This window comes from Vreelandella sp. ssv (assembly GCF_059448525.1).
In genome coordinates, this window is sequence record NZ_CM182545.1 from 3877121 (window position 1) to 3899368 (window position 22248).

Genomic DNA, 22248 nt, shown 5'->3' on the forward strand with positions numbered 1-22248 from the left:
CTTGAGTCGGAAAAAGCAGGATCACAATAATGCTAAAAACCATACATTATAAGGGTATGGAAAACTAAATATCATCCGTCCGAGATCAATGCATGTCACCATCGAACGATCACCACGTATTGGAAGCCTTGCCAGTTGTCGGCATCGGAGGGTCGGCTGGTTCACTCCAGTCTCTTAAATCCTTCCTGGCTAATCTACCTGCTGATACGGGAGCGGCGTACGTCATTGTCACCCACCATCCCAGAGGTGAGCGTAGCCTGCTACCCGAAATTTTAGGCTCGCATACGGCCTTGCCAGTGCAAATGGCCCAGGAGGGCGAGGCCCTGGCACCGAACAGAATCTATGTGGCACTACCGGACGACGGCTGGATTCTTTACAAAGGGCAGCTAGTCAAGTCCGGGGCGGCTAACGACCGCCTAGGTACCGGTATATCGGCGACAGTGGCCCACCGGCCCCACCCGCCCCATCCTATCGATACCCTCTTTCGGTCACTTGCGGAGGAAGCAGGACACCGCGCGCTCGCGATTATCCTCTCTGGAACGGGCAGTGACGGCACCCTCGGTATTCAATCGATTAAGTCCCAGGCCGGCATGGTAATGGCCGAAGATCCGGATATTGCAGAGTTCGGAGGGATGCCAGCCAATGCGATTGCCACCAGTCAGGTGGACTATGTGCTGCCCTCGGCGGATATGCCGGCTACCTTGGCAGGCTACCTCCGCTCCCAAAACCACCGTCAGGCGACGCTGGAAAGCAATCAGTCTGCGATTCCACCCGACCTGTTGAGAAAGATCCTGCATCAGGTGAGGTATCGTACCGGTCACGATTTCTCAGGCTACAAGGTGAGCACGCTAAATCGCCGCCTGGAACGTCGCATGGACTTGCGGCAGATCCTCGAACCCCAGTCGTATCTGGTCTATCTGCAGGCGCACCCCGAAGAGGTTGACCTGCTGTTTCAAGAGTTTCTCATCAGTGTCACCAACTTCTTTCGAGACCCCCGAGCCTGGGCCACCCTGGGCGAGCTGCTACCAGCGATGTTACAACGGGCGGTGCGGACGGGGCAGGAGTTCCGGGCTTGGGTGGCAGGGTGTGCTACTGGCGAGGAAGCCTACACCCTGGCCATTCTCATCCGGGAATGCATGGCGGACTGGGAACAGGCTCCGGCGGTGAGAATCTTCGCCACTGATGTAGATCAGTCAGCCATTGAGAGAGCCAGGGCGGGGCGTTATCCAACCAGCATTAGCCAGGACCTGAGCGAATCGAACCTGCGACGGTATTTCTCGGCTGAAAACGATACCGTTAGGATCGGACGTGAGGTGCGAGACATGGTGGTATTCGCCGAGCACAATGTCCTTCAGGATCCGCCGTTTACCAGCCTGGATCTTATTACCTGCCGCAATCTCATGATCTATCTCGAACGGGAGCGGCAAGAGCGCCTTCTGGCGCTGTTCCGCTACGCCCTGCGCAGCCAGGGTATTCTGTTGCTGGGGCCTTCGGAAAGCCTGGATCACCAGAGCGACGCTTTCAGCGTCGTAGATAAAGAGAGTCGAATCTACCGGGTTGCTGAAGGGTCCCTGCCGCCTCGGCTACTGGAGATGCCTGGGCCTAGCCGTCACCGCCGCTCACTGCCGTTTCTGGAGTCTCCTAGACAGCCAACGATGGAGGCCACCGACACACTTTCCCGTAGTGTGGAATGCCTTCTAGCGCTGCAGTTCGCCCCACCTTCAGTCGTGGTCAATGACCGCGGGGAAGTCGTATATGTGCATGGCAAAACAGGCCGTTTTCTAGAACCCGCCAGTGGGCCCGCCCGTAATCATTTGCTGGAAATGGCGCGACCCGGCCTGCGGGCGCCGCTGAGTCAGGCGCTAAAGGAAGTGGCCAGCGGTGATATCGATCACATTAGCCAGGAGGTTGAGGTGCTGGCCAATGGAGATACCGAGCAGGTACGGCTGGAGGTTCAACTGATCCGAACCCCCAAGGCCCTAGCGGGTTTTTGCCTTGTCGCCTTGCATCTTGCACCTGTACAGAACTCGCTGAAACCGCCCGCGGAGTCTCCCCGCCCTACCACTGACTCTGATAGTGGCGATATTGAGGCTGCGGCTCGACTGAATGGCAAGCTGGAAGCCCTTCGTCGGGAAAAGCAGGTCGCCATTAAAGAGATGCAGGCCGCCAATCAGGAGCTTCAGTCTTTGAATGAGGAGCTCCAATCCATGAATGAGGAACTCCAGAGCAGCAACGAAGAGCTGGAAGCCGCCAAGGAGGAAGTCGAATCACTTAATCAGGAGCTGCGCAGTGTCAATGCCGAGCTCAATATACGTGTCGACGACCTTACCGAGGTCAATGATGACCTTAAGAACCTGTTGGACAGTACCCACCTCGCCACCCTGTTTCTTGATGAAGCCCTGAACATCAAGCGCTTCACCCCCCCTGTACAGAATCTGATCGCCGTACGCCCTTCCGATATTGGTCGGCCTCTAAGCGAGCTGACGACCAAGCTGAGTTACGACACACTCATGGAAGATGCAAATGCCGTTTTGGATAACCTGATCACCAAAGAGATCAAGGTACAGACCACCACTGGTCACTGGTATCTACTTCGCATCCAACCCTATCGTAGTACTCGGAATGTCATCCGCGGCGTGGTCTGCACCTTTCAGGACATCCAGGTCACACATGCCTTGGCACAGAGCGAGGCCTTTTTTCGAGCGGTCGTCGACACGGTACTTGAACCCCTTTTAGTGCTCGACCCGGCGTTACAGGTAGTCTCTGCCAACGATGGCTTCTATCGCATTTTCCCCCAGCCCCCGGAGGAAGTAGTCGGCAAGAGCCTGTGGGATCTAGGGGACGGAAAGTGGAATCACCCGGAATTGAGGGCGCTGTTAACGGAGGTGCTGCCTAAACAGCAGACCTTCCAAGACTTCGAACTGAACATGGAGCTTGGCGATGCAACGCCCGCTTGCTTACGCATGAATGGCCGCTATCTGGCGTTGGAAGATGGTTCAGCGATGATCCTGCTTGCGGTCGATGTTCAGAAGCCAGTACTCAAGCCTTCAGAACGAACCGAAATGAGTCCCGACCATGGCCCATAACGAACTGCAACCGCGCTTACCGGGAGGCCTGCGGGAAGCCGCCCGTCGTAGTCTGGGGCAGAGCCTCACGGATGTCTCCAACTGGACGGGGGCTGATATTCAATCCTTAGTGTTCGAATTGGAGCTGCACCAGGAAGAGCTGCGAATCCAGAACGAGGAACTGCAGCAAGCACGAGACTGGCTCGAAATCGCCCGTGAAATCGCCCAAAACGCTTATCGCGATCTCTTCGAATGTGCCCCGATGGGCTATCTACTCCTGGATGCCAAAGGCCGCATTCTGGAAGCCAACAGAGCGGCTGTCCATCTCCTCGCCCCGGGAACCGACCTGGTCGGCCATTTAATGTCTGCCTTTGTGGCCACTGAATCCCAGGATGCGCTGCATCTACACCGCCGCACCCTTGCTTCCACGAGGAAAACTAATGCCGTCGACCTGACCCTGGCATGGGACGCGGAAGCGACACGCACGGTGCGCATGGAAAGCGTGGTGGAACCTTCTGATGATGCAGGCGCTGACCGTTACCGCTGTGCGCTGATTGACATCACGGAGCGCCGTCGGATAGAGGATAAACTGCGCATCGCCGCCAGTGTATTTGACGAAATAGGCGAGGCGATCGTCGTCATGGATCCCACCGGCTGCATTCAGTCCATCAATAAGGCTTTCACCTCTATTACCGGCTACACCGAAAGTGACGCCCTGGGCGGAACCATGAGCGGCCTGGTCAAATCCGAACGCCAAGGGCAGGCCTTCTATAAAAAGATGTGGAGCAGCCTTAAAAGCCATGGCTTATGGCAGGGGGAGATTTGGGACCGCCGCAAGAGCGGCGAGATCTACCCGGAATGGCTCACCATCACTCGCATTGACGACGAAGAAGGGCAGCCGCGGAATTTAGTGGCCGTTTTCTCCGATATCAGCCAGATCAAGGCCTCTCAGCGCAAAATTGAGTACTTGGCCAACCATGATGCGCTAACCGGCCTCCCTAACCGCAGCCTGTTCAGGGACCGAGTTCAACAGGCCATCGCCCAGGCCCAGCACGGCGGTGGAAAGGCGGGGGTTCTGTTTTTGGACCTGGATCATTTCAAGGATATCAATGACACCCTTGGGCACGAGGTGGGGGATGAGCTACTTGTACAGGTGGCCGATAAACTAAAAGAGTGGGTACGCGAACTCGATACCGTCGCGAGAATAGGCGGCGATGAATTCACGGTGGTGCTCGCCGAATGCGATGCAGAAGAAGCGGGATTCATCGCACAGCGCTTAGTAGAGGGCCTCGCTGGAACTTTTGAGATTCGAGGCCGGCACCTGCACGTAACGACTAGCGCTGGGTTGGCGTTGTACCCCCAAGACGGCAAAGACATAGAGACACTCTACCAAGCGGCCGACATGGCCATGTATCGTGCAAAGGGTGAGGGTGGCAACCGGCTCCGGCTATACGAACCTGAGTTGCATAAGCAGCTTTTAGAGGATCGCGCTATTGAGGAGGCGCTGCGCCGCTCGCTCACTAACGGGGAGCTGCGTATCTTGTATCACCCTCAATTTGACGCGAGTAACCTCGGGCGTCTTGTGGGTGCAGAAGCCCTGCTACGCTGGGAAAATTTCGAAAGGGGCCTGATCAGTCCAGAGCATTTCATACCCATTGCCGAAAGATCTGACTTGATCACGGAACTGGGCTGGCGGGTGCAGGAGCTGCTGTGTACCGATATTCAGCAGTGGCTAGCAGCAGGCCTCAAGCCACCGGTTATTTCTTTCAATGTCAGCCCCAAAACCTTTCGCGAAGGGAAGTTTGCTTGCCACCTGCGCGAGACCATGACGCAATATGGCATATCGCCGGGCCAGCTCCAGGTGGAATTCACGGAGAGCACGCTCACCGAACGCTCCGATATTGTCCACCAGCAGATCCGCGAGCTTCACGAAGGTGGGATCGAACTGTCAATCGACGACTTTGGAACCGGCTACTCTTCTCTCGTCAATCTCAAGCGGCTACCCCTGGCCGAGCTCAAAATCGACAAATCCTTTGTCGACGGTCTAGGCGAAAACGAGCACGACGAGGCCATCGCACGGGCCACTCTCTACATGGCGCAGGCCTTCGGACTCAGGACGGTGGCCGAGGGCGTAGAGACGCAATCGCAACTGACGTGGCTGCAGGAACAAGGCTGCAACCGCATCCAGGGTTTTATCCTCGCTTACCCTCTTGAAGCCGCAGAATTTCGGGCCATGCTTCATACCTAGAGAGCATTTTGATGCGCGCTTGAGGCGCGAGGGAGCCAATCCTTCCAAATATCAATAAGCCCCGTCACAAGAGTCATCCAACGCCAAAAACATCCGCCTCTCTTCAAATCTATCCAATGCTGCACCAGGGTCAGAGGTCGGCATGACTCACCCTATTCCATACAGCCGAGAAGCGCTGAAAATAGCATCTTTTGTTCCCCCTGCTTGGCGCGATTGGCTTATAGCTCCTACGTTGTTTTAGAGGCTTGCTTTAAAGACGCGTTGTATTGGCTGGTGATGAAGGCCGGATATAAAGCTGATTGTAAAAGCTGAGTATAAAAACCGATCGTAAAGACACAGGGAGACGTAACGATGGATGCACTTGCGCGAAAGCTGGGCCTCAAGACCGATCCCACTATATTTTTCACTTCAGCCGGGATCATGATCGTTTTTCTCGTGGCGCTGTTGATTGCGCCAGGCCCCATAGGAGAAGCCTTTGGCGCAGGGCGGGAATGGATCGTGACTAACCTGGGCTGGTTTTTTATTTTCGGGGTAACAAGCTGGGTAGGGTTTCTGCTCTGGGTGGCCATCAGCCGTTTCGGGGCAATACGCTTAGGTGGCAATGATGCGAAACCGGCTTATACCAACGCCTCATGGTTCGCCATGCTGTTTGCAGGCGGCATCGGCACGGTGCTGATGTTCTGGGGCGTGGCCGAGCCGATATCCCACTTCGCAACGCCCCCACGGCCAGGTGTCGAGCCCTTCTCGGTGGCTGCCGCCGACGATGCCATGAGCTTTTCGATCTATCACTTGGGCCTGCATACCTGGGCGATTTTCGCCATGCCGGGGCTGGCGTTCGCGTACTTTATCTACCGTTACAACCTGCCGATGCGTTTCAGCTCGGTGTTCTTTCCGCTGTTAGGCGAGCGCATTTACGGCCCTGTTGGCAAAGCGCTCGATATCTTCGCCATTCTCGGCACGTTATTTGGCGTGGCGGTGTCGGTCGGCCTGGGCACCCAGCAGATCAATGCAGGGCTAACGGAACTGTTTGGTGTTCCAGACGCCGTGCTGCCAAAGGTAGTGATCATCGCTGTGCTAACCACTGTTGCCGTGGGGTCGATCATCGCGGGGCTGGATTCAGGGGTGAAACGGCTCTCAAATATCAATATCGGGATGGCCGTTGGTCTGCTGCTGTTTGTGCTGTTTACCGGCTCGACTGTTTTCCTGTTACGTGCCGTTGTCGAAACCTTTGGCCTGTATATAACGAACCTGCTACCCATGGCGTTTTGGAATGACACGTTGGCACGCTACTCCAGCGAAGGCGGCTCCTGGGGGTGGCAAGGCAGTTGGACGGTCTTCTATTGGGCCTGGACCGTCACCTGGTCGCCGTTCATCGGCATCTTCGTGGCGCGCATTTCCCGTGGGCGCACCATCCGCGAGTTCGTGCTCGGCGTGCTGTTCGCCCCTTCGATCTTTACGCTGATCTGGTTTGCGATCTTTGGCTGGTCGGCCATGGAGATTGACGGTATTGGCCCCGAGGCGCGGGCAGCCCTGGGTGATCAAGCCGGTATTTTATCCACTGCCGTCGCCGAAAGTATTCCACTCGCCATGTTCGCGTTTTTCGATAACTTTCCCGGCGCCACCTTGATTCAGGGCCTGGCGGTGGTGATCGTCGCTATCTTCTTCGCCACCTCATCGGACTCCGCTTCCCTGGTCGTCGATATGCTGTGTACCGGAAGCTCAGACCCAGGCCCATGGCATCAGCGGGTTTTCTGGGGCGTTTCCGAAGGCATGTTGGCCGCCATGCTCATCGTGCTGGCAGGCGATGCCGGACTGACGGCACTGCAAGAGGTCATCACCGTTGTCGGCCTGCCGATGTTTATTCTGGTGTTTATTATGATGTTCGCGCTTTACCGCGGCCTCTCCCATGAGGATCTCAGCGAAGTAAGAGTCGGCACGCCGCCTAAGCAAGAAGAGTTGAAGCCGGAGGATTAGGGGGCACACAACAGGGGCCTGCCAGGCATTGCAGGCCCCTGTTTGGAATTGGGAAAACTAAGTGCTGGGCGGTCTCAACGTAGGCGGGGCTTCTTTTCCGCCAAGCGCTTAGCCAGCGTGGCAATGTGGTCAGGGCCCACTTCACAGCAACCACCAATGGCCGTTGCCCCCTGCTCGACCCATCTCATTGCGTGCTCAGCGTAGGCATCGGGGTCAAGATCCATGCGCGACGCTAGCGCATCCACGGTGCCGCCGGGCTGGAGCGGCGCCACAGAGGTAAACCCGTTGGCGTAGCCGCCAAAGGGCACGTTGAGCCTGGCCAGTTCACTCATGGCGCTCGTGACCGCCTCAGGCGTAGAACAATTGACCATGATCCGCTCAGCACCGAGCTCTACGACCGACCGGGCCGCCGCGGCAAGCGGCTCACCGGAGCGCAAGCGCGTACCATCGTGGTCATCCACAGTAAATGCCACCCATACCGGACGCCCGCTCTCTACCGCCGCACGAGTCGCGGCCCTTGCCTCGCGGGCAAGCGACATCGTTTCACACAGAAAAAGATCGACCCCGTCTGCCTGGCATTCCACGATTCGGCGGTAGTCACGCAGGCAAATAGCGTCGTCCGGCACGCTATCGGCATGATAACTCGCGACTAATGGCGGCAGGCAGCCCGCAATACGCACCACCCGTCCGCTTTCCTCACACGCCTGATGGGCGGCACTGAGCGCTGCCGCATGTAACAGTTCAAACATGGCCGGATCGCCGTCACGCGCCAAGCGGAGAGGGGTGGCGCTATAGGTATTGAGCTTAATCACCTGGGCACCAGCCTTGATGAAATCTCGGTGCGCAGCGATAACCAAGTGGGGCTCGTCAAGCATGACCTGAGCGGACCACAAAGGGGATACCGGCTGGCTGCTGCGTTTTCTAAGCTCCTGCCCCATTCCGCCGTCAAGCAGTACTACATTTTCTCTTTCAGCGCTCATCAGGTCGCGATCCTTTGCTAAGGTTACTGGCTGCATAATGTTATCAACCACTAGACGAGGCCGTATCGGTTTCTTCTTCAACGGGTTCGATAGGCTCACCATTGTCGTCCAATAGCTGTTGGTCGTACGCGGCCTGAAGGCCAGTATCCTCAACAGGCTGCGGCTCTTCTTCCTCCGCCCAATAGTCGATATGGCCCGGATAGATGGGCGATAAAAACGCGATCAAAATACCGATCACAGAGAAGATCGCAAATGCATCCGCATAGCCAAGTCCATCGACCAATAAACCGATGACCGGAGAGCCTACCGCTTGCCCAAGCGCACAGGCCATAAAAGGTAACACCGGCCCCATTGATAGCCGTCCCGGCAATAGGCGAATACCCGTCATCAGGTAGAGTCCCGTTAAACTCATGTAGGCAAGGCCGAAGACCAGCGCGGAAAACATTGCCAATGCTAACTGGCTAGGGCTAGCGGCCAGCAACGCGAGGCTCGAGGAGAGCATCATCAACATCAACGCTTGCGTAATGGGCGGGTTATTGCGGTCGGCCAAATCACTCACCACGGCACCACCCAACCCGGCAATACCGACCGCAAACCACAGCCAACCGGTTTGGCCAGGGGGTAACGCGCCAAGCGTTACAGCAAGATCGGGCGCAAAAAGCCAGTACGGCGCAGACACAAAGCCCATCGCGAAAGCAAACAACGAAAGTCGAATGAGCCGCGACCACTGCAAGCGGGTAATGGGCGGCGGCGGTGCAGCATTGGCTGGAATGACTCGGGACACCGAAGGGATGAAGTACCATGCTGCCACTACACCGAGGGCAGTCAGGGCCGTAAAGATGGTATAGGTCAAGCGCCATGCATCAGCTAGAAACACAACGGTCGGCACCGCCACTATAATACCGACGCTGGTACCCGCGTTCATAATGGAACTCACACGCCCGTGCATCGTCCGGCTCACCAGCGACTGCATTGCAGCAGTCAGCGCGGGCATCATCAAGCCGGTGCAAATCCCGCAGATAAACACCCCCGCCCCGAGCGATAATGCGCCCGACGCCTGACTAATCAGCCCCAGGCCACCTACCCCGAAACCGCCCGACAACACCGCCAAGTTACGCGCACCGAATCGGTGAGCGGCAAGCGGTGCGGCCAGGGTAGCCAGCACGAAACTGATAAACGGCAGCGCACCGATGAGACCGATAAGGTACGGCGTCAGTGCCAGTTCGGCGCTGATGGAAGGCACGAACAGGCCAAATGCAAAACGCGCCATGCCATAACTAATGGCGACCAGTGCGGCACCGAAGAGGGCAAACCCCATATTCGACAAGGTTTTCATACCGACTACTCCATGAAAGCGGTGGCTTTAATGAGGTGCGCTTAGTTCATTGTCGTCGCCATAGTCAAGATGAGCAATGCAGATAACCCGCCATGCTCGTCATGCTGGCAGGCGATGCCGGGCTGACCGCATTGCAGGAGGTAATCACCGTGGTCGGCCTGCCGATGTCTATTCTGGTATTTATCATAATGTTCGCGCTGTAACGCGGCCTCTCCCATGAGGATCTCAGCGAAGTGCGGGTAGGCACGCCCACTCAGGCGGGAAGAGTTGAAACCGGGGATTAGGATAGACAAGTCAGGGGCTTGTGAGTAATTGCAGGTCTCTTTTTTCAATTGTACTAGCCCGGCAGGTTGCACAGTTTCTGATTGTTCATAAGTCTAAACACAAACCTCTGCGAATTTTTCCAATGCAGTTCCAGCTATTTCTTACGAAGCGTTGAAATCTTTTGCTTACGAGCTTCAGCCAGCTTAGGCAGCTTGTGCTAGGCTAATTTTAGTAGGTGGCGGGTCAGTTGCTAGATACATGAAAAGGCAGCTAACGACCCTGAGCGGAAGTTAGCCTAAAACGCATATTCATAGACGCCTTAAGCCAACAAAGCGGGTTTTTAAAAGATTTGAAATTACAAATGCTTGAATTTACGAAAATAATATTTTTTAAATAATTATAAAACAATGACTAGCGATAATTTCATTGATGTTCACATGCAAGCTTAAAAGAGTGGCGAAAATATTAATGTGCACTAATAAATTATTAGTACCAGAGTTGGAGCTGGCTTGTGATTGCTGAATATGCAACTGCATCCGCTACTATCGTGGGCTTGCTTTCAGCATTCGCTACAGGGCGGGATATCAAGAAAGGAAATGAGCTTACTGAGTTTATTGCTTGGCTTATCGAGCACAATCATCATCAAGTCGTGGAAGAAATACAGCAGGATCAAGCAACCTCCGTGTTCATTAAAGCTTTTCTGAATAGGGAAATACCGCAGCTACATGCAAAGTTGGACTCAGTTATTGCTCTTGTGAAAGGTCTTATTGAGCAACAAACGGATGAAGCTGATACCACTACCTTGCCATCGCTTAACGCGCACTATGGTAAGAGAATGATCACCTTTCTATTTGAGCAATTCAAATCGCATAGGCTTAAGATCGACAGCTTTGACTACGCATTTGAAGAAACGAGAGAGCTGCTTGAGGGCCATCTTGATCCTATCAATCTGTATGTGCTTGAGAAGATGGTGCGTGAATGCTTATCTTCAAATCATACGTCCACTGAAATAGTGCATGAGCATTGGCCAAACTTAACTTACTGAGGCTAACAATCTCAGGCACCGCAAAAGTCTCTCTTGCGGCTGCGCCTTCACTACAATGTCGCGCGTTCTAGGCTGTGATATTAGAGTAACTGAAAGAACCGCTATTCGCCGTTAGCAGCCAACAAAAAAAGGGGCCTGCGATTTCTCGCAGGCCCCTTTTTAACAATTTGGCGCGCCCGGCAGGATTTGAACCTGCGACCCTCGGCTTCGGAGGCCATATCCTGCTAGTTTCAGTTTTCTTGCTACTAAAAACAGAAATATAAATAAATTATTAAAATCATATAGATATATTTAAAACTAGTAAAAATTTTTAGGGAACTAGCGCCAATTAACAACGAGTAATGCCTTTTACAGCGTAAGCAATGGGCACATTGCGTGACTTTCATACGTCTCTTTTTCGGACAAGAATGACCATTGGCCAATGAATCGCCCCAGGGTTTCGTAGACACCTCCAGGCCTTATATGGACTGCCCTATGTTATCCAGACACCTCTAGCCTATCTTACGAGGCTTATTGCTCCCATCAGACTCGTAAAGTTTTCCCGTCACATGCCGATAGAAAGTAATGCAGGCGTGCTCAAGTGGCTCACCGTTCAAACTCTCAATAGTGTCGCAAACCGAATAGCGTAAAACCTCGTCGGTCAGCTCCAGGCGCGCGATCTCAATGCCCGAGGCAAATATTATGGTTGCATTGAAGTCTTTTGTTATATCGAACTCGTCCACCGCAGAGGCCCTATCGGAGTTATCCATCGCTATTGACGACGTTGAGATCGACCCGAATCTTATCTGTGTGTTCTATGACGGCGATCATGAGGATGCGTTGATTTTCGATTACGTCCGCACTCGTTTCCCGGATGCTGCCCTGCTCGGCGGCACCTCCTGTAGCGGAGTAATGAGTGAAGCTGGGCTGGGCGGTGCGGGATCGATCGGCCTGCTTTTGATCGAGGATGCGGACGGGGACTACGGCACCGCCGCCGTCCGGCTTGGGCCGGATGCGTGCGGATGTGCCGAACAGGCGCTTCATGCGGCCTTGGCGGCAGCGGATTGCTCCGGGGAACTGCCGGAATTGATCTGGATCTATCAGGCCCCCGGGCGGGAGGAAGCGGTGATCGAAGGCCTCCGGCGCGTGGTGGGCGACCGATGTCCCATTATAGGCGGCAGTTCCGCGGACAACACGGTGGCCGGCGGATGGCGCCAGATCGGGCCGGAGGGACCTATGAACGACGGTCTCGTGGTGGCAGTGTTGTTTTCCTCCGGCGGCATTGGTTTTGCTTTTCAGGGAGGTTACGAGCCTAGCGGTGCGAGTGGCCTTGTGACAAGTATCGGGTATGACTCTTTCGGCGAAAGCGGGGTCGTCACCAAAGTCAGTGGTCGGCAGGTTCTAACCATTGACGGCGAGCCGGCGGCGGAGGTTTACAACCGGTGGATTGGCGGAGTCTTATCAGAAAAGATAGAGAACGGAGGATGCATCCTCGAGGACACCACCACCTATCCGCTGGGCATCGATGCGGGTCAAATCGAGGGTGTCACTCAATATCTTCTCATTCACCCTGAGCAGATCGGAAAAAATCAGTCGCTTTCCACGTTTGCCTCCATCGAAGAAGGCACTCGTCTCTATAGCATGCGCGGGGACAGAACCCGATTGATCCAGCGTGCTGGTAAGGTCGCCTCGGCGGCAGCGGATGCAATTCCCGGCGGCAGCGAGAATCTAGCTGGCGGACTGATTGTCTATTGTGCGGGCTGCATGCTCGCTGTTGGCGAACAGATGCCCGAAGTTTCGCAGACGGTGTCGGCAAGCTTCAAAAATATGCCCTTCCTGGGATGTTTTACCTTCGGCGAACAAGGCTCCGTGCTTGAAAAGAATGCGCATGGCAACCTGATGATCTCCGCTGTTGCCTTTGGGCACTAGATGCAGCCCGTCTTGGAAGGCTCCGAAGAGCTTCGCGAAGCACTGGTAGCGTTGCGCCGCGAGGTAGGCACCCTACGCGTCGAGGTAACGCATGCCAATGTACTGCTCGAGGCGCTGGAGGCGATGCTTGATGTCGATGGCAACGTCGACCCTTTTGTGGGTGTCTTCAAGGCTCTATTGCCGGTTTTCGAGTGCTCTTACGCTATTGTCCTCATCGAAAATATAAAAGATCCGTGCAAGCTGGAATGCGTCGCCTCAACCCACGCTGCGGCGGTCGCGTCACTCTGGGAAAACGGCCGGAAATTTGGCAAGGTGCTTTCTGGACGCATTGTAACGACGATTTCCACCGCGGATGATGAAGCCTGGCCTCAGATTGACGGTTTGTCGAAATCGCAGCCTACCCTCTATTTGCCGCTGAGCGTGCGCGGTCAGCGCGGACTCATGATGTTGCTACGGGATGAGGATCACCCTGGCTTTGACCGCACCCACGTGACGCTTGCCCGCAAATTCTCTCTGCTGGCCTCCCATGCGTTTGCGGCCAAGCGTGCCAGCCAGACCGAGGCGGAAAGTCATCGTCTGCAACATCTGACCCAACAATTGAAAGTCAGCCAGGAGGCGCTGAAGCTGCGCGCCAACCATGACCAGCTTACCGGCTTACCCAACCGGGCATATATTCAGGAACTCGTCGAGGCTATCCTTGCGCGCAAACAGCCGGGGCAGAAAATGGCCCTGGCATTTCTCGATCTCGATGACTTCAAACGGGTCAACGATTTCTACGGCCATACGGTGGGCGACGCGCTGCTAAAGAGTGTCGCGGACAGGCTTGGCACCGAAATCCGGCAAATGGACATTATCGGGCGAATCAGTGGCGACGAGTTCGTTATCGTTTTTGACCTGATTGAACAGCAATCAGAAATATCAGTCCTTGTTAACCGCGTAAGCGATAAGCTACGACAACCCTTCAGCATTGAAGGGCAGGAAATTAGAGCTTCGGGATCGATTGGCGTCGCGCTCTGGCCGGAACATGGCCATGACTATGATACGCTCCGACGTCATGCGGACACAGCCATGTACCGGGCCAAAACTGCGCATAAGGGGAGCTTCACGTTTTTCAGCTCAGCACTGGGTAACGAGATGTCAGAGCGATTGTCACTCGAACATCGGCTGCGCATTGCCCTGACGGAACGTGAATTCCAGTGTGCCTTGCAGCAGAAAGTCGATCTACGCACTCAGGACATTGTCGGATTTGAAGCGCTGGTCCGCTGGGTGGATCGTCACGGCACTATCCATTCGCCGGCGACATTCCTGCAGCTTGCTACGGAGCTGGATCTGCTGGATGGGATCACCGATATCGTTCTCGACAATCTGAGCCAAAGATTACCTTTACTCGATGCCCAGTTCGGAACGGCCGCAACATACAGCATCAATATATCGGCGTCCCAGGCAACGAAAACACTCTTCATGCAGAAGCTGATAAGGCGAATAGCCGATACTGGGTGTGCAGAGCGCTTTCTGCTCGAAGTGACGGAAGAATCTTTCCTTGCAGCTGGCGCTTTTCAGACGCAGGTATTGCCCTTGATCAGGGAAGCGGGCGTCGGCGTTTCCATCGACGATTTCGGAATAGGCTATTCATCCCTGGCTATTCTTGCCGACATCACAGCGGACGAACTCAAGGTCGATCGATCACTGATAACTTCTATACATCAGCGACCGCGAAGCCAGAGCATCCTAGGGGCAATAGAATCCCTGGGTGCATCGCTAGGCATGTCCGTGATCGCGGAAGGCGTCGAAACACTGGATGAAAAAAACTATTTATTGAACTCCTCCAGAATAAAGACCGGCCAAGGATATTTATTCCACAGGCCGCAGCTCATCAGTGAGATCATCGAACAACAAACCTGCAGCGTTCAGAAATTCATGAGTTGAAAAACCTCATGACATATTATAAGGGAATAGATATTAACCAATATAATCAATAATTTGAATCTATTTTAGTTAATGGTTTTATTACTACTGTCGATACAGGCACTTCGTCATGGATAGCCTGCCGACCTGGCATATACTCTGCTCTCTGGCATGGCATCGTTATCTTAGTGGAGTAAACTCAAGCATAGCGTCGTTAGCTCGCTACCAAATGGGTCAAGGTTGGCATGAGTCAATCGGGCCGCTCGGCGCCTGGAAGTCACCCAAGACGCCATCAGCAAATGGTTCGACCGTATTCAAAAGGCGGTGAGGAGCGCTCAAAGCTCTGGGACAGTAAGGATTCAGCTTTGAAGAACAGCACTGTACGATGCAGCGTATTACCGATGCCCTCGCACGACTGGCCGACGTTCACTACAGTACCTCGTCGATCAGCGATCTTCTCAGACAACGGGGGCTAGTCCTGAAAAATGCTCAAGCGCTAGCCGAGCCGACTCGATAAGGCCTCCATCGACTACCGGCAAGAACAGCTTTGGCAAGAATTAAAAACGAGAAAGATGATCAGGGCGAAACGCTGATCTTCATTGTCATGCAGTGCGTGATCTGCTGCGCCATCCGAAAGTACAAGGTCGATTGCTACTTGAAGCGCTTTCTCCTTGTGTCGTGAACTAATTAATCGGGCATTACAGCCAGCTTCAGCACAACAAAGAGAGAAGTACGAATCAGGCAGAGAAATAGTACTGGACTAGCTATAAGTCGGTGGCCATTTTTTCTTGACCACTACATTGTAATTCCCTACTTCTGAACGCTTCATCTTCCTAGAAGGTAGAACGCAGTGTACCGCTTTGTGGTCACGAGAGAGTGACGAAGGCCTTTATGCTCTCAGGTGAAAGCGGTGATTAATAGACGCGTATTGAATTGCCATTAACACCAATGAAGCTGAAGAATTTGGCGTGATTTAAGTGCTTAACTCCGCTCGTGCTGTTCTGCGATTGAGCCATGAAATGTCCCACCGCTTCTCTGTTGAGGGTGACACCTGTTTCGTTGCCGGTGAGCAGCCATTTTTTTAAGTAAAACTTTCCTTTTTACATTAACCAACCCTTAACGTTGCATACACCCCGTTGGGGTGCATTACGTTACGTATTATTTTTTAGGATATTTGGGCGACTTTTTAGACGACTTTGAGTCAACCCATTACAGATTTAGGAGTAGGAGCCGATAGTAACTGTATTACCGATAGCCAACGGGTTGACGATCAATAAATGTTATTCAATATGTTGCAGGACCCGGACATCATAAACGCGGTTCAGGGAGAACATGATTTTTTCTTAGTATTGCTCTCCTGGCTAGTTGCTTGGGTCGCTTCATTCGCAGGTTTGGATATTATTAAACTGGTGCAGAAGGGATCTAAGACGATCTGGCGCAGCACATGGCTACTTGCTGGTGCCAGTTCCATGGGCTTGGGCGTATGGAGCATGCACTTCATCGGCATGCATGCCTATCGGTTGGACTTCCCTGTCAGTCACGCTCCTTTGCCTACATTGTTATCCATTATTCCCGCCATCCTCGGTAGTTTATGTGCCATGGCCGTCATTTCGCGCGATAATCCTTCCCATCGCGCCCTAGTGATAGCAGGGCTTGGTTTAGGAATTGGTATAGGAACAATGCACTATAGCGGCATGGCTGCGATGCGCATGCCCGCAGAGCTATACCATGCACAGGACCTATTTTTGTTTTCGCTGCTGGTCGCCGTTGGCTTAGGCATTGTCAGCGTTTATGCCTATCGCCTTTGCCAGCATGAATGGGGTATGAAGCGCGCCAGAACCTGCGCCTTTATTGCGGCACTTTGCGTTTCTGTCGCGGTTTGCGGCATGCATTATGTCGCCATGCAGGCTGCCTGGTTTTTGCCTACTGATGATGCTGGCACGCCTGCCTTGCACATGTCTCACTGGATAATTTATTTAATTGGTAGCGTTGCTGTATTAATAGCCTTGCTCGCGCTAATAGGTACCCGAGTGCAGCGCCGCCTGCATACCAGCGAGCGCCATGAACACATGACTCAAACCCGCTTACTTGAGGTGATTTCCGCTCTTCAGGATAGCGTGATCCTGCTCGATGAACAGGCCCGGATTCGTCTGTGCAATGCTGCGTTTGAACGGTTGGCGGGTATCAGCAGCAAGCAGCTTGAAGGCATGCCGGTGTCACAACTTAACTACGCTGAAGAAAGCCATTCACTCAGCAAACACATACGCCAAGTATTAGAAAAAAAGGGTGAATGGAGTGGAATGATCAACGCACTGAGCGCCAATGGTGAAAGCTTTCCCGCATGGCTGAGCGTAAGCCCTGTCATCTACGCCGACAGCGACGACCAGGACTACGTTGCGCTGCTCAGCGACCGCTCTAAAGAACAGCAGGCCCAACAGCGTATTCACTACCTTGCCTATCACGATAGGCTGACAGAGCTTCCCAACCGGCGAGCGCTGCAGGAAAAACTTGCCGAGCTTTGCGCCAAGAAGTCGCTCACCCACCCGTATGCATTTTTGGCTCTATTCGATATTGATCGTTTTAAAGTACTCAACGACAGCCTAGGGCAAGATATCGGCGATGAGTTGCTTCGCCAATTGGGCGGACGCCTTAAACAGTGGCTAGAGACTGAATGGCTCGTTGCCAGGCTCGACGGTAACGAGTTTTCCTTAGCAGGCACTCTTGTTTCGCACGAAGCGCCCAACGCCGAGCAGGAGGCAATGCGCTTTATTGATGAGGTAGTGTTATCGCTGACGGCTGACTATTTGCTGCAAGGCCATACCTATCCGTGTCAGTTAAATGTCGGGGTGCTTATCTTTCAACCCCACGACCGGGAGATGACGCCGCAGCTGTTCAAACGAGTAGGACTTGCCCTACTGGAAGCCAAACAACACCGGGATGGTAAACCTAGGCTCTTTCATCAAGGACAAGAAGACGAGTTGGAAGAGCGCCTGACGCTTGAACGTGAATTGCAATACGCCATTGAGCACGACGAACTGTGCCTCTATCTCCAGCCTCAGGTCGATGCCGAAAGGCAAGTAATCGGAGCCGAAGCTCTTATACGTTGGCAGCATCCAACACGAGGTATGGTTTCACCTGGGCGATTTATTCCCGTCGCTGAAAAAACAGGGCTAATTTTGCCGCTGGGGCACTGGGTATTGAAAGAAGGCTGCCGCCTGTTGGGCGAGTGGCGTCATATGCCGGGGTTCCAAGACCTAAAGCTGTCATTAAATATCAGCGTTCGTCAATTCCAGCAGCCTGATTTTGCTGAACAAGTGCTGGCGCTCATCCAATGCTATGATGCGCCACCCGTACGCTTAACGCTGGAGCTTACCGAATCGCTTTTATTAAGTGACACTGATAGCACCATAAAAAAAATGGAACAGTTACAACGAGTGGGAATCAGCTTTGCACTGGATGACTTCGGCACGGGCTATTCATCACTTTCGTATCTCAGGGTACTGCCCTTGGACACGCTTAAAATCGACATTGCATTCGTCAGGGACTTAACCCTGAATATGCAAGCCACGCCAATTGCTGCCACCATCATTACCCTTGCAGAAAGCCTGGGACTGCGGGTGGTTGCCGAAGGAGTGGAAACCGACGAGCAGCGCGTAGTGCTGGCTCGACTGGGCTGCCATATTTATCAGGGATATCTGTTTGGTCGTCCCAGCACGGTAAAGGCTTTCTCAAATGCAATAGTTGAATACGATGCAGTAGATCATGCCAGCTTTACGTAATAATTAATCATCATGTACTGCTCATTTTTATAAGCATACTTGTACAATGCATGACATGTATTTAGCAATTATGAGCATTTATAATACTAAAAAGGACATTAAAATAATGGCTGATGCATCACTTTCAAACCATATCGCACGCACCGACAGACTCATGTGGTTGCCGATAGGCTTTATCGTTTTCTTATGTGTAGTTGTGGGTATTTTCACCCAAACCCTATTATTGGCTGTCGTAGTGGGGGTGATTACTCTGCCGCTGACCTACATCGTCCAACACCAATGGCGCGGTTACGTTATTAACAGCTTCGTCAAAGCTGCCGTGATGATGGTCTGGTCAGCCGTGTTGATCGAACAAAGTGGTGGACTGATTGAGGCACACTTCAGTATTTTTATCCTGCTATCTGTATTGATCCTTTACAGCGACTGGCGGGTTATTGCATTTGGTGGTCTAGTCATTGCGCTACACCATGTTCTATTTACTTGGCTCCAATACCAAGGTGTCGTCCAGCTCTATAACAGTATGGGCGATATGGAAAGCATGATAGCTGGTGACAGTAGCCACGGCTTTGTAGATTTACTCTACTGCTTGCTAATGCATGGCGGTGCTGTTGTTATCCAGGTGGTGATTCTTGGCTATTTGGCCAAGGTACTGAGAAACATGGTTAAAGAAGGACTTCACGTGACTCACTTTGCGGTTGCCGCAGGCAGTGGCAAGCTCGATATGACTTTTAATGATAGAGAGCAGCAGTTACCTGCCGTAGCCGCCGTCATCAACATGCGTAACCAGGTCTCGGAAAGTTTGCGCAAAACACAAACCGCAGCAAGTCATGTCACAGCTTACAGCCAGCAGCTTTTCGTTGCCCAGGAACAGTTACGGACACAAACAGCACGTAACAGTAGCCAAACCGAGCGTATATCCACCAGCAGCACTGAACTCGCCACCACTACTCGCGAGACCGCCGAGGAATCCCAGCACATTCGCAAACTGGCCAACCATGCTGAGCAAATCGCACGTCAAAACGGCGAACAGGTGGAAGAAATGCGTAAGATGATGCGCCTGCTTAATCAAAACACAGGCAACATCCATGAAATGCTTAGCAAAATTGATAACATCACATTTCAGACTAACCTATTGGCGCTAAATGCTTCGGTGGAAGCCGCAAGAGCAGGCGAACACGGGCTAGGCTTCGCCGTGGTGGCTAACGAAGTTCGAACGCTGTCGAAAAATACTCATAATACGGCCTCTCGAATACGCCAAACCATCGCTGCCACTGCCGATCAGATCTCAAAAAGCGTTGATCAAACATCCATCATTGCTGACACCACCCAGTCCCTTATTCAAAGCTTCGAGCAAGTGGCGATGCGCTTGACTAATATGGACAACGCTATCCAGCAGCAGCATCAGGGCGTTGAAGAGTTAGAGCAAAGCGTGAACGAAATTTATAATGCGTTGGAGCTTTCCCGCGAAGCTGTGGATAACTCACACCTTTTGGCAGAGCGGCTCTCCGGTACTGCGGACACTATGATGCAAGCAGTAAGTGGTTTCACACTACCCTCACTTTCTCCATTGACCAATAAACAAACGCTTATCGCACATTCTTAAGGCTTAACGCCAAACTTTAACGTCGCACGATGAATTCTATGTATTTAAAGCCCAAAGCAACGTCGACTCTTATACGCCGGTGCTCAGCTGATCACCGGCTACGAAACGCTGTGTGAGCATTTGGGGATGAGCATTCCTAGCGTCAAAGGGCACAACTTACCGGCCATTGCTGGCAATTTTTTGCGTCAGCACTAGTGATTAAACTCGTCATTGGCTGGAGCGTGCACAGGGCTTGCTTTTTTTGCGGCTTACCCCGAATACGCCGTCGGCGACGAGATCCGCTTCCCAGTGCCAAGACATTACATAGAAAACTACCGAGAAGATGAAACAGTATCCATTCGCAGGGCTTCTAAGGACAACGCCATGTCCTCGGCAAGATCATGTACAACAGCGCTGTCTACGTCGCGCTGGGCAAAAGCTCTTAGTCCTATTACCTCGGCCTGCAATCGCCTTCCTAGCCTGCTGGGATCGAGTCGCGAGTCCAACTCGCCAACCTGCTGAGCAGCAGCGAAGCGATCAATGAAACGCTTTTCCATACCTGCCAGCAACTCCTCTGCTTTGCGCCAAGCCGCCTGCTCTCGTTCGCCCAATTCCAACAGGCTCTTCACTAACATGCAGGCGCGGTTTGGCAGCTCTTGGTCACAAAGTCCGCCGAGCCGTCGTACATAGGCAGCCAGGCCTGTCAGCGGCGAGTCGTGAGCGTTTAAAGTACGCTCAAGCTCGGCCAGAGCCAAACGTGCGTAGCGCTCTAGAGCTTCCTGAAACAGCCGGTCCTTACTACCGAAGGTGGCATAGATACTGCCCGGGCGCATATCTAGGGCTCGCTCCAAGTCTTTCAGCGAAGTGGCATGAAAGCCCTTCCGCCAGAAAAGCTGTAGAGCCCGCTCTAAGGAGTCATGGCGTTGGTGGAGAGTTGCACGAGGCATGATCGAATCCGATTTCACAAGGCCGCTAGAGAAAAGCGGCGTCAACAATTTGAACGATCGCTCAATTTTATCTTGAACGATCACTCAAGTACAGCTACAGTCGTGTTCGATAAAAACTATATCTATCACGCCTTTTTTTGAGTGATCACTCAAAATCATACTATTGCCTGTAGCAAGACATATTTTTTGTCGAAAAAGTAAAGGAGCCGTTACATGATCGATTTTACGCTTCACGATAAGCAAAGCGCCCCTCAACCCAGCCAAAAGCTATTGGATACATCTATCCAAGCATTCGGCATGATTCCTGGCTTACACGCCGTCATGGCTGAAGCACCGGGGCTATTGGAGGGGTATCAAAAGCTTCATCAGCTAGCGCTGGATAGCAGTTTTGATAAGGAAGAACTTACCGTGGTTTGGCAAACCATCAATGTCGAACATGCCTGCCACTACTGCGTTCCTGCACATACGGGCATTGCTAAATCCATGAATGTGGACGATGCCATCACTGAGGCTCTGCGAAACGAGACTCCACTTCCCACAGAACGTTTGGAAGCGCTGCGTAATTTTACGCTTTCCGTTGTGCGTGGTCGTGGCCACGTAGATGAAAATGACGTGCAGGCCTTCCTCGCTGCTGGCTTTACAAGACGGCAGATTCTAGAGGTCGTGCTCGTCACAGCGCAGAAGGTCATGAGCAACTATACCAACCACCTCGCCGACACACCGGTTGATGCCCCTTTCAAAAAATTTGAGTGGCATAAGGCTAATTAATAAATGTATCGCGAGAAGCGGCGCTCCAGCGTCGCTTCTTGTTTTTGGAATGAGGCTTCTTTAACAGTGATGGCACTTTTAAAAATATTGGATACAAGAAAAAGGCTCCTGCTGGAGCCAATAAAAAGGAACAGATCAGAAGGAATTAGGCCTTCCATGGGAGGTGACATCCTTGTCTAGAGGCTTCATGCCATAACATCGATCAATTTAGACGGTATTTTGCGCCGCATCAAATTAGACATCCATGGTTTAGCTTTTGCTGTCGTTTCTTCTCTACAGGGTCGTCTGACCTACCACTCTATCTACTTGTCCTTTTGCCGTCATATCCCAGTGCTACGCCAAACACGTAGCGCCTTACCCACCGGCGAGTGACGGATCTAGCCTTCCTTGAGCATTTGTTGGTACGTTAGCTAATTCAGCACTTTTTCAACTGTTATGATGGCTAGA

The 22248-nt window shown here is 53.0% G+C and carries 13 protein-coding genes; 9 read left to right on the forward strand and 4 right to left on the reverse strand.

Annotated features, from left to right (window positions below; all coding sequences use genetic code 11):
• Positions 1–92: 92 nt before the first annotated feature.
• The 3 genes from AC5TBW_RS17670 (at position 93) to AC5TBW_RS17680 (ending at position 7287) form a co-directional block, all read left to right on the forward strand.
• Positions 93–3086, forward strand: coding sequence for a CheR family methyltransferase (locus tag AC5TBW_RS17670; RefSeq protein ID WP_495509814.1), 2994 nt, complete (start codon positions 93–95; stop codon positions 3084–3086).
• Entirely contained in the window at positions 3076–5313 is a 2238-nt protein-coding gene (locus AC5TBW_RS17675) for a putative bifunctional diguanylate cyclase/phosphodiesterase (protein ID WP_495509815.1), read from the forward strand. Before AC5TBW_RS17670 ends, AC5TBW_RS17675 begins: the two co-directional genes overlap by 11 nt.
• 351 nt (positions 5314–5664) lie before the next feature.
• The gene (locus AC5TBW_RS17680; protein ID WP_495509816.1) at positions 5665–7287 is read left to right on the forward strand and encodes a BCCT family transporter; all 1623 of its coding nucleotides are present in this window, start codon (positions 5665–5667) and stop codon (positions 7285–7287) included.
• A 74-nt stretch (positions 7288–7361) separates the two neighbouring features.
• Here the strand turns inward: AC5TBW_RS17680 and AC5TBW_RS17685 are convergent, their stop codons facing one another.
• The gene (locus AC5TBW_RS17685; RefSeq protein WP_495509817.1) at positions 7362–8267 is read right to left on the reverse strand and encodes a homocysteine S-methyltransferase family protein; all 906 of its coding nucleotides are present in this window, start codon (positions 8265–8267) and stop codon (positions 7362–7364) included.
• A gap of 43 nt (positions 8268–8310) precedes the next feature.
• Positions 8311–9603 (reverse strand): MFS transporter, encoded by a 1293-nt coding sequence (locus AC5TBW_RS17690; protein ID WP_495509818.1) that lies wholly within the window; start codon positions 9601–9603, stop codon positions 8311–8313.
• A 775-nt stretch (positions 9604–10378) separates the two neighbouring features.
• On the opposite strand from AC5TBW_RS17690, the gene AC5TBW_RS17695 reads away from it, so the two are divergent.
• From AC5TBW_RS17695 to AC5TBW_RS17715, 5 genes are all read left to right on the forward strand, one after another.
• Entirely contained in the window at positions 10379–10912 is a 534-nt protein-coding gene (locus AC5TBW_RS17695; RefSeq protein ID WP_495509819.1) for a hypothetical protein, read from the forward strand.
• Between the two features lie 663 nt (positions 10913–11575).
• On the forward strand, positions 11576–12820 hold the full coding sequence (locus tag AC5TBW_RS17700) for an FIST signal transduction protein (protein ID WP_495509820.1): 1245 nt from the start codon (positions 11576–11578) through the stop codon (positions 12818–12820).
• Between the two features lie 12 nt (positions 12821–12832).
• A complete protein-coding gene (locus AC5TBW_RS17705) occupies positions 12833–14746 on the forward strand; it encodes a putative bifunctional diguanylate cyclase/phosphodiesterase (protein ID WP_495509821.1) in 1914 nt (637 codons plus the stop codon).
• 1256 nt (positions 14747–16002) lie between these two features.
• The gene (locus AC5TBW_RS17710; protein ID WP_495509822.1) at positions 16003–18504 is read left to right on the forward strand and encodes a bifunctional diguanylate cyclase/phosphodiesterase; all 2502 of its coding nucleotides are present in this window, start codon (positions 16003–16005) and stop codon (positions 18502–18504) included.
• A 46-nt stretch (positions 18505–18550) separates the two neighbouring features.
• Complete coding sequence (locus AC5TBW_RS17715) at positions 18551–20107, forward strand: methyl-accepting chemotaxis protein (protein ID WP_495509823.1); 1557 nt, start codon at positions 18551–18553, stop codon at positions 20105–20107.
• A gap of 311 nt (positions 20108–20418) precedes the next feature.
• Here AC5TBW_RS17715 and AC5TBW_RS17720 read toward each other — a convergent pair whose 3' ends face one another.
• The gene (locus AC5TBW_RS17720; RefSeq protein ID WP_495509824.1) at positions 20419–21033 is read right to left on the reverse strand and encodes a TetR/AcrR family transcriptional regulator; all 615 of its coding nucleotides are present in this window, start codon (positions 21031–21033) and stop codon (positions 20419–20421) included.
• 213 nt (positions 21034–21246) lie between these two features.
• On the opposite strand from AC5TBW_RS17720, the gene AC5TBW_RS17725 reads away from it, so the two are divergent.
• Entirely contained in the window at positions 21247–21801 is a 555-nt protein-coding gene (locus AC5TBW_RS17725; protein WP_240719896.1) for a carboxymuconolactone decarboxylase family protein, read from the forward strand.
• Here the strand turns inward: AC5TBW_RS17725 and AC5TBW_RS17730 are convergent.
• Entirely contained in the window at positions 21798–21959 is a 162-nt protein-coding gene (locus AC5TBW_RS17730; protein ID WP_495509825.1) for a hypothetical protein, read from the reverse strand. The genes AC5TBW_RS17725 and AC5TBW_RS17730 overlap by 4 nt on opposite strands.
• Positions 21960–22248 lie beyond the last annotated feature (289 nt).

Excerpts from the sequence above, each read along its gene's own strand:
- AC5TBW_RS17670 (WP_495509814.1), top strand. The coding sequence starts at position 93 with ATGTCACCATCGAACGATCACCACGTATTGGAAGCCTTGCCAGTTGTC.
- AC5TBW_RS17675 (WP_495509815.1), top strand. The coding sequence starts at position 3,076 with ATGGCCCATAACGAACTGCAACCGCGCTTACCGGGAGGCCTGCGGGAA.
- AC5TBW_RS17680 (WP_495509816.1), top strand. The coding sequence starts at position 5,665 with ATGGATGCACTTGCGCGAAAGCTGGGCCTCAAGACCGATCCCACTATA.
- AC5TBW_RS17685 (WP_495509817.1), bottom strand. The coding sequence starts at position 8,267 with ATGAGCGCTGAAAGAGAAAATGTAGTACTGCTTGACGGCGGAATGGGG.
- AC5TBW_RS17690 (WP_495509818.1), bottom strand. The coding sequence starts at position 9,603 with ATGAAAACCTTGTCGAATATGGGGTTTGCCCTCTTCGGTGCCGCACTG.
- AC5TBW_RS17700 (WP_495509820.1), top strand. The coding sequence starts at position 11,576 with ATGCCCGAGGCAAATATTATGGTTGCATTGAAGTCTTTTGTTATATCG.
- AC5TBW_RS17710 (WP_495509822.1), top strand. The coding sequence starts at position 16,003 with ATGTTATTCAATATGTTGCAGGACCCGGACATCATAAACGCGGTTCAG.
- AC5TBW_RS17715 (WP_495509823.1), top strand. The coding sequence starts at position 18,551 with ATGCATGACATGTATTTAGCAATTATGAGCATTTATAATACTAAAAAG.
- AC5TBW_RS17720 (WP_495509824.1), bottom strand. The coding sequence starts at position 21,033 with ATGCCTCGTGCAACTCTCCACCAACGCCATGACTCCTTAGAGCGGGCT.
- AC5TBW_RS17725 (WP_240719896.1), top strand. The coding sequence starts at position 21,247 with ATGATCGATTTTACGCTTCACGATAAGCAAAGCGCCCCTCAACCCAGC.
- AC5TBW_RS17730 (WP_495509825.1), bottom strand. The coding sequence starts at position 21,959 with ATGGAAGGCCTAATTCCTTCTGATCTGTTCCTTTTTATTGGCTCCAGC.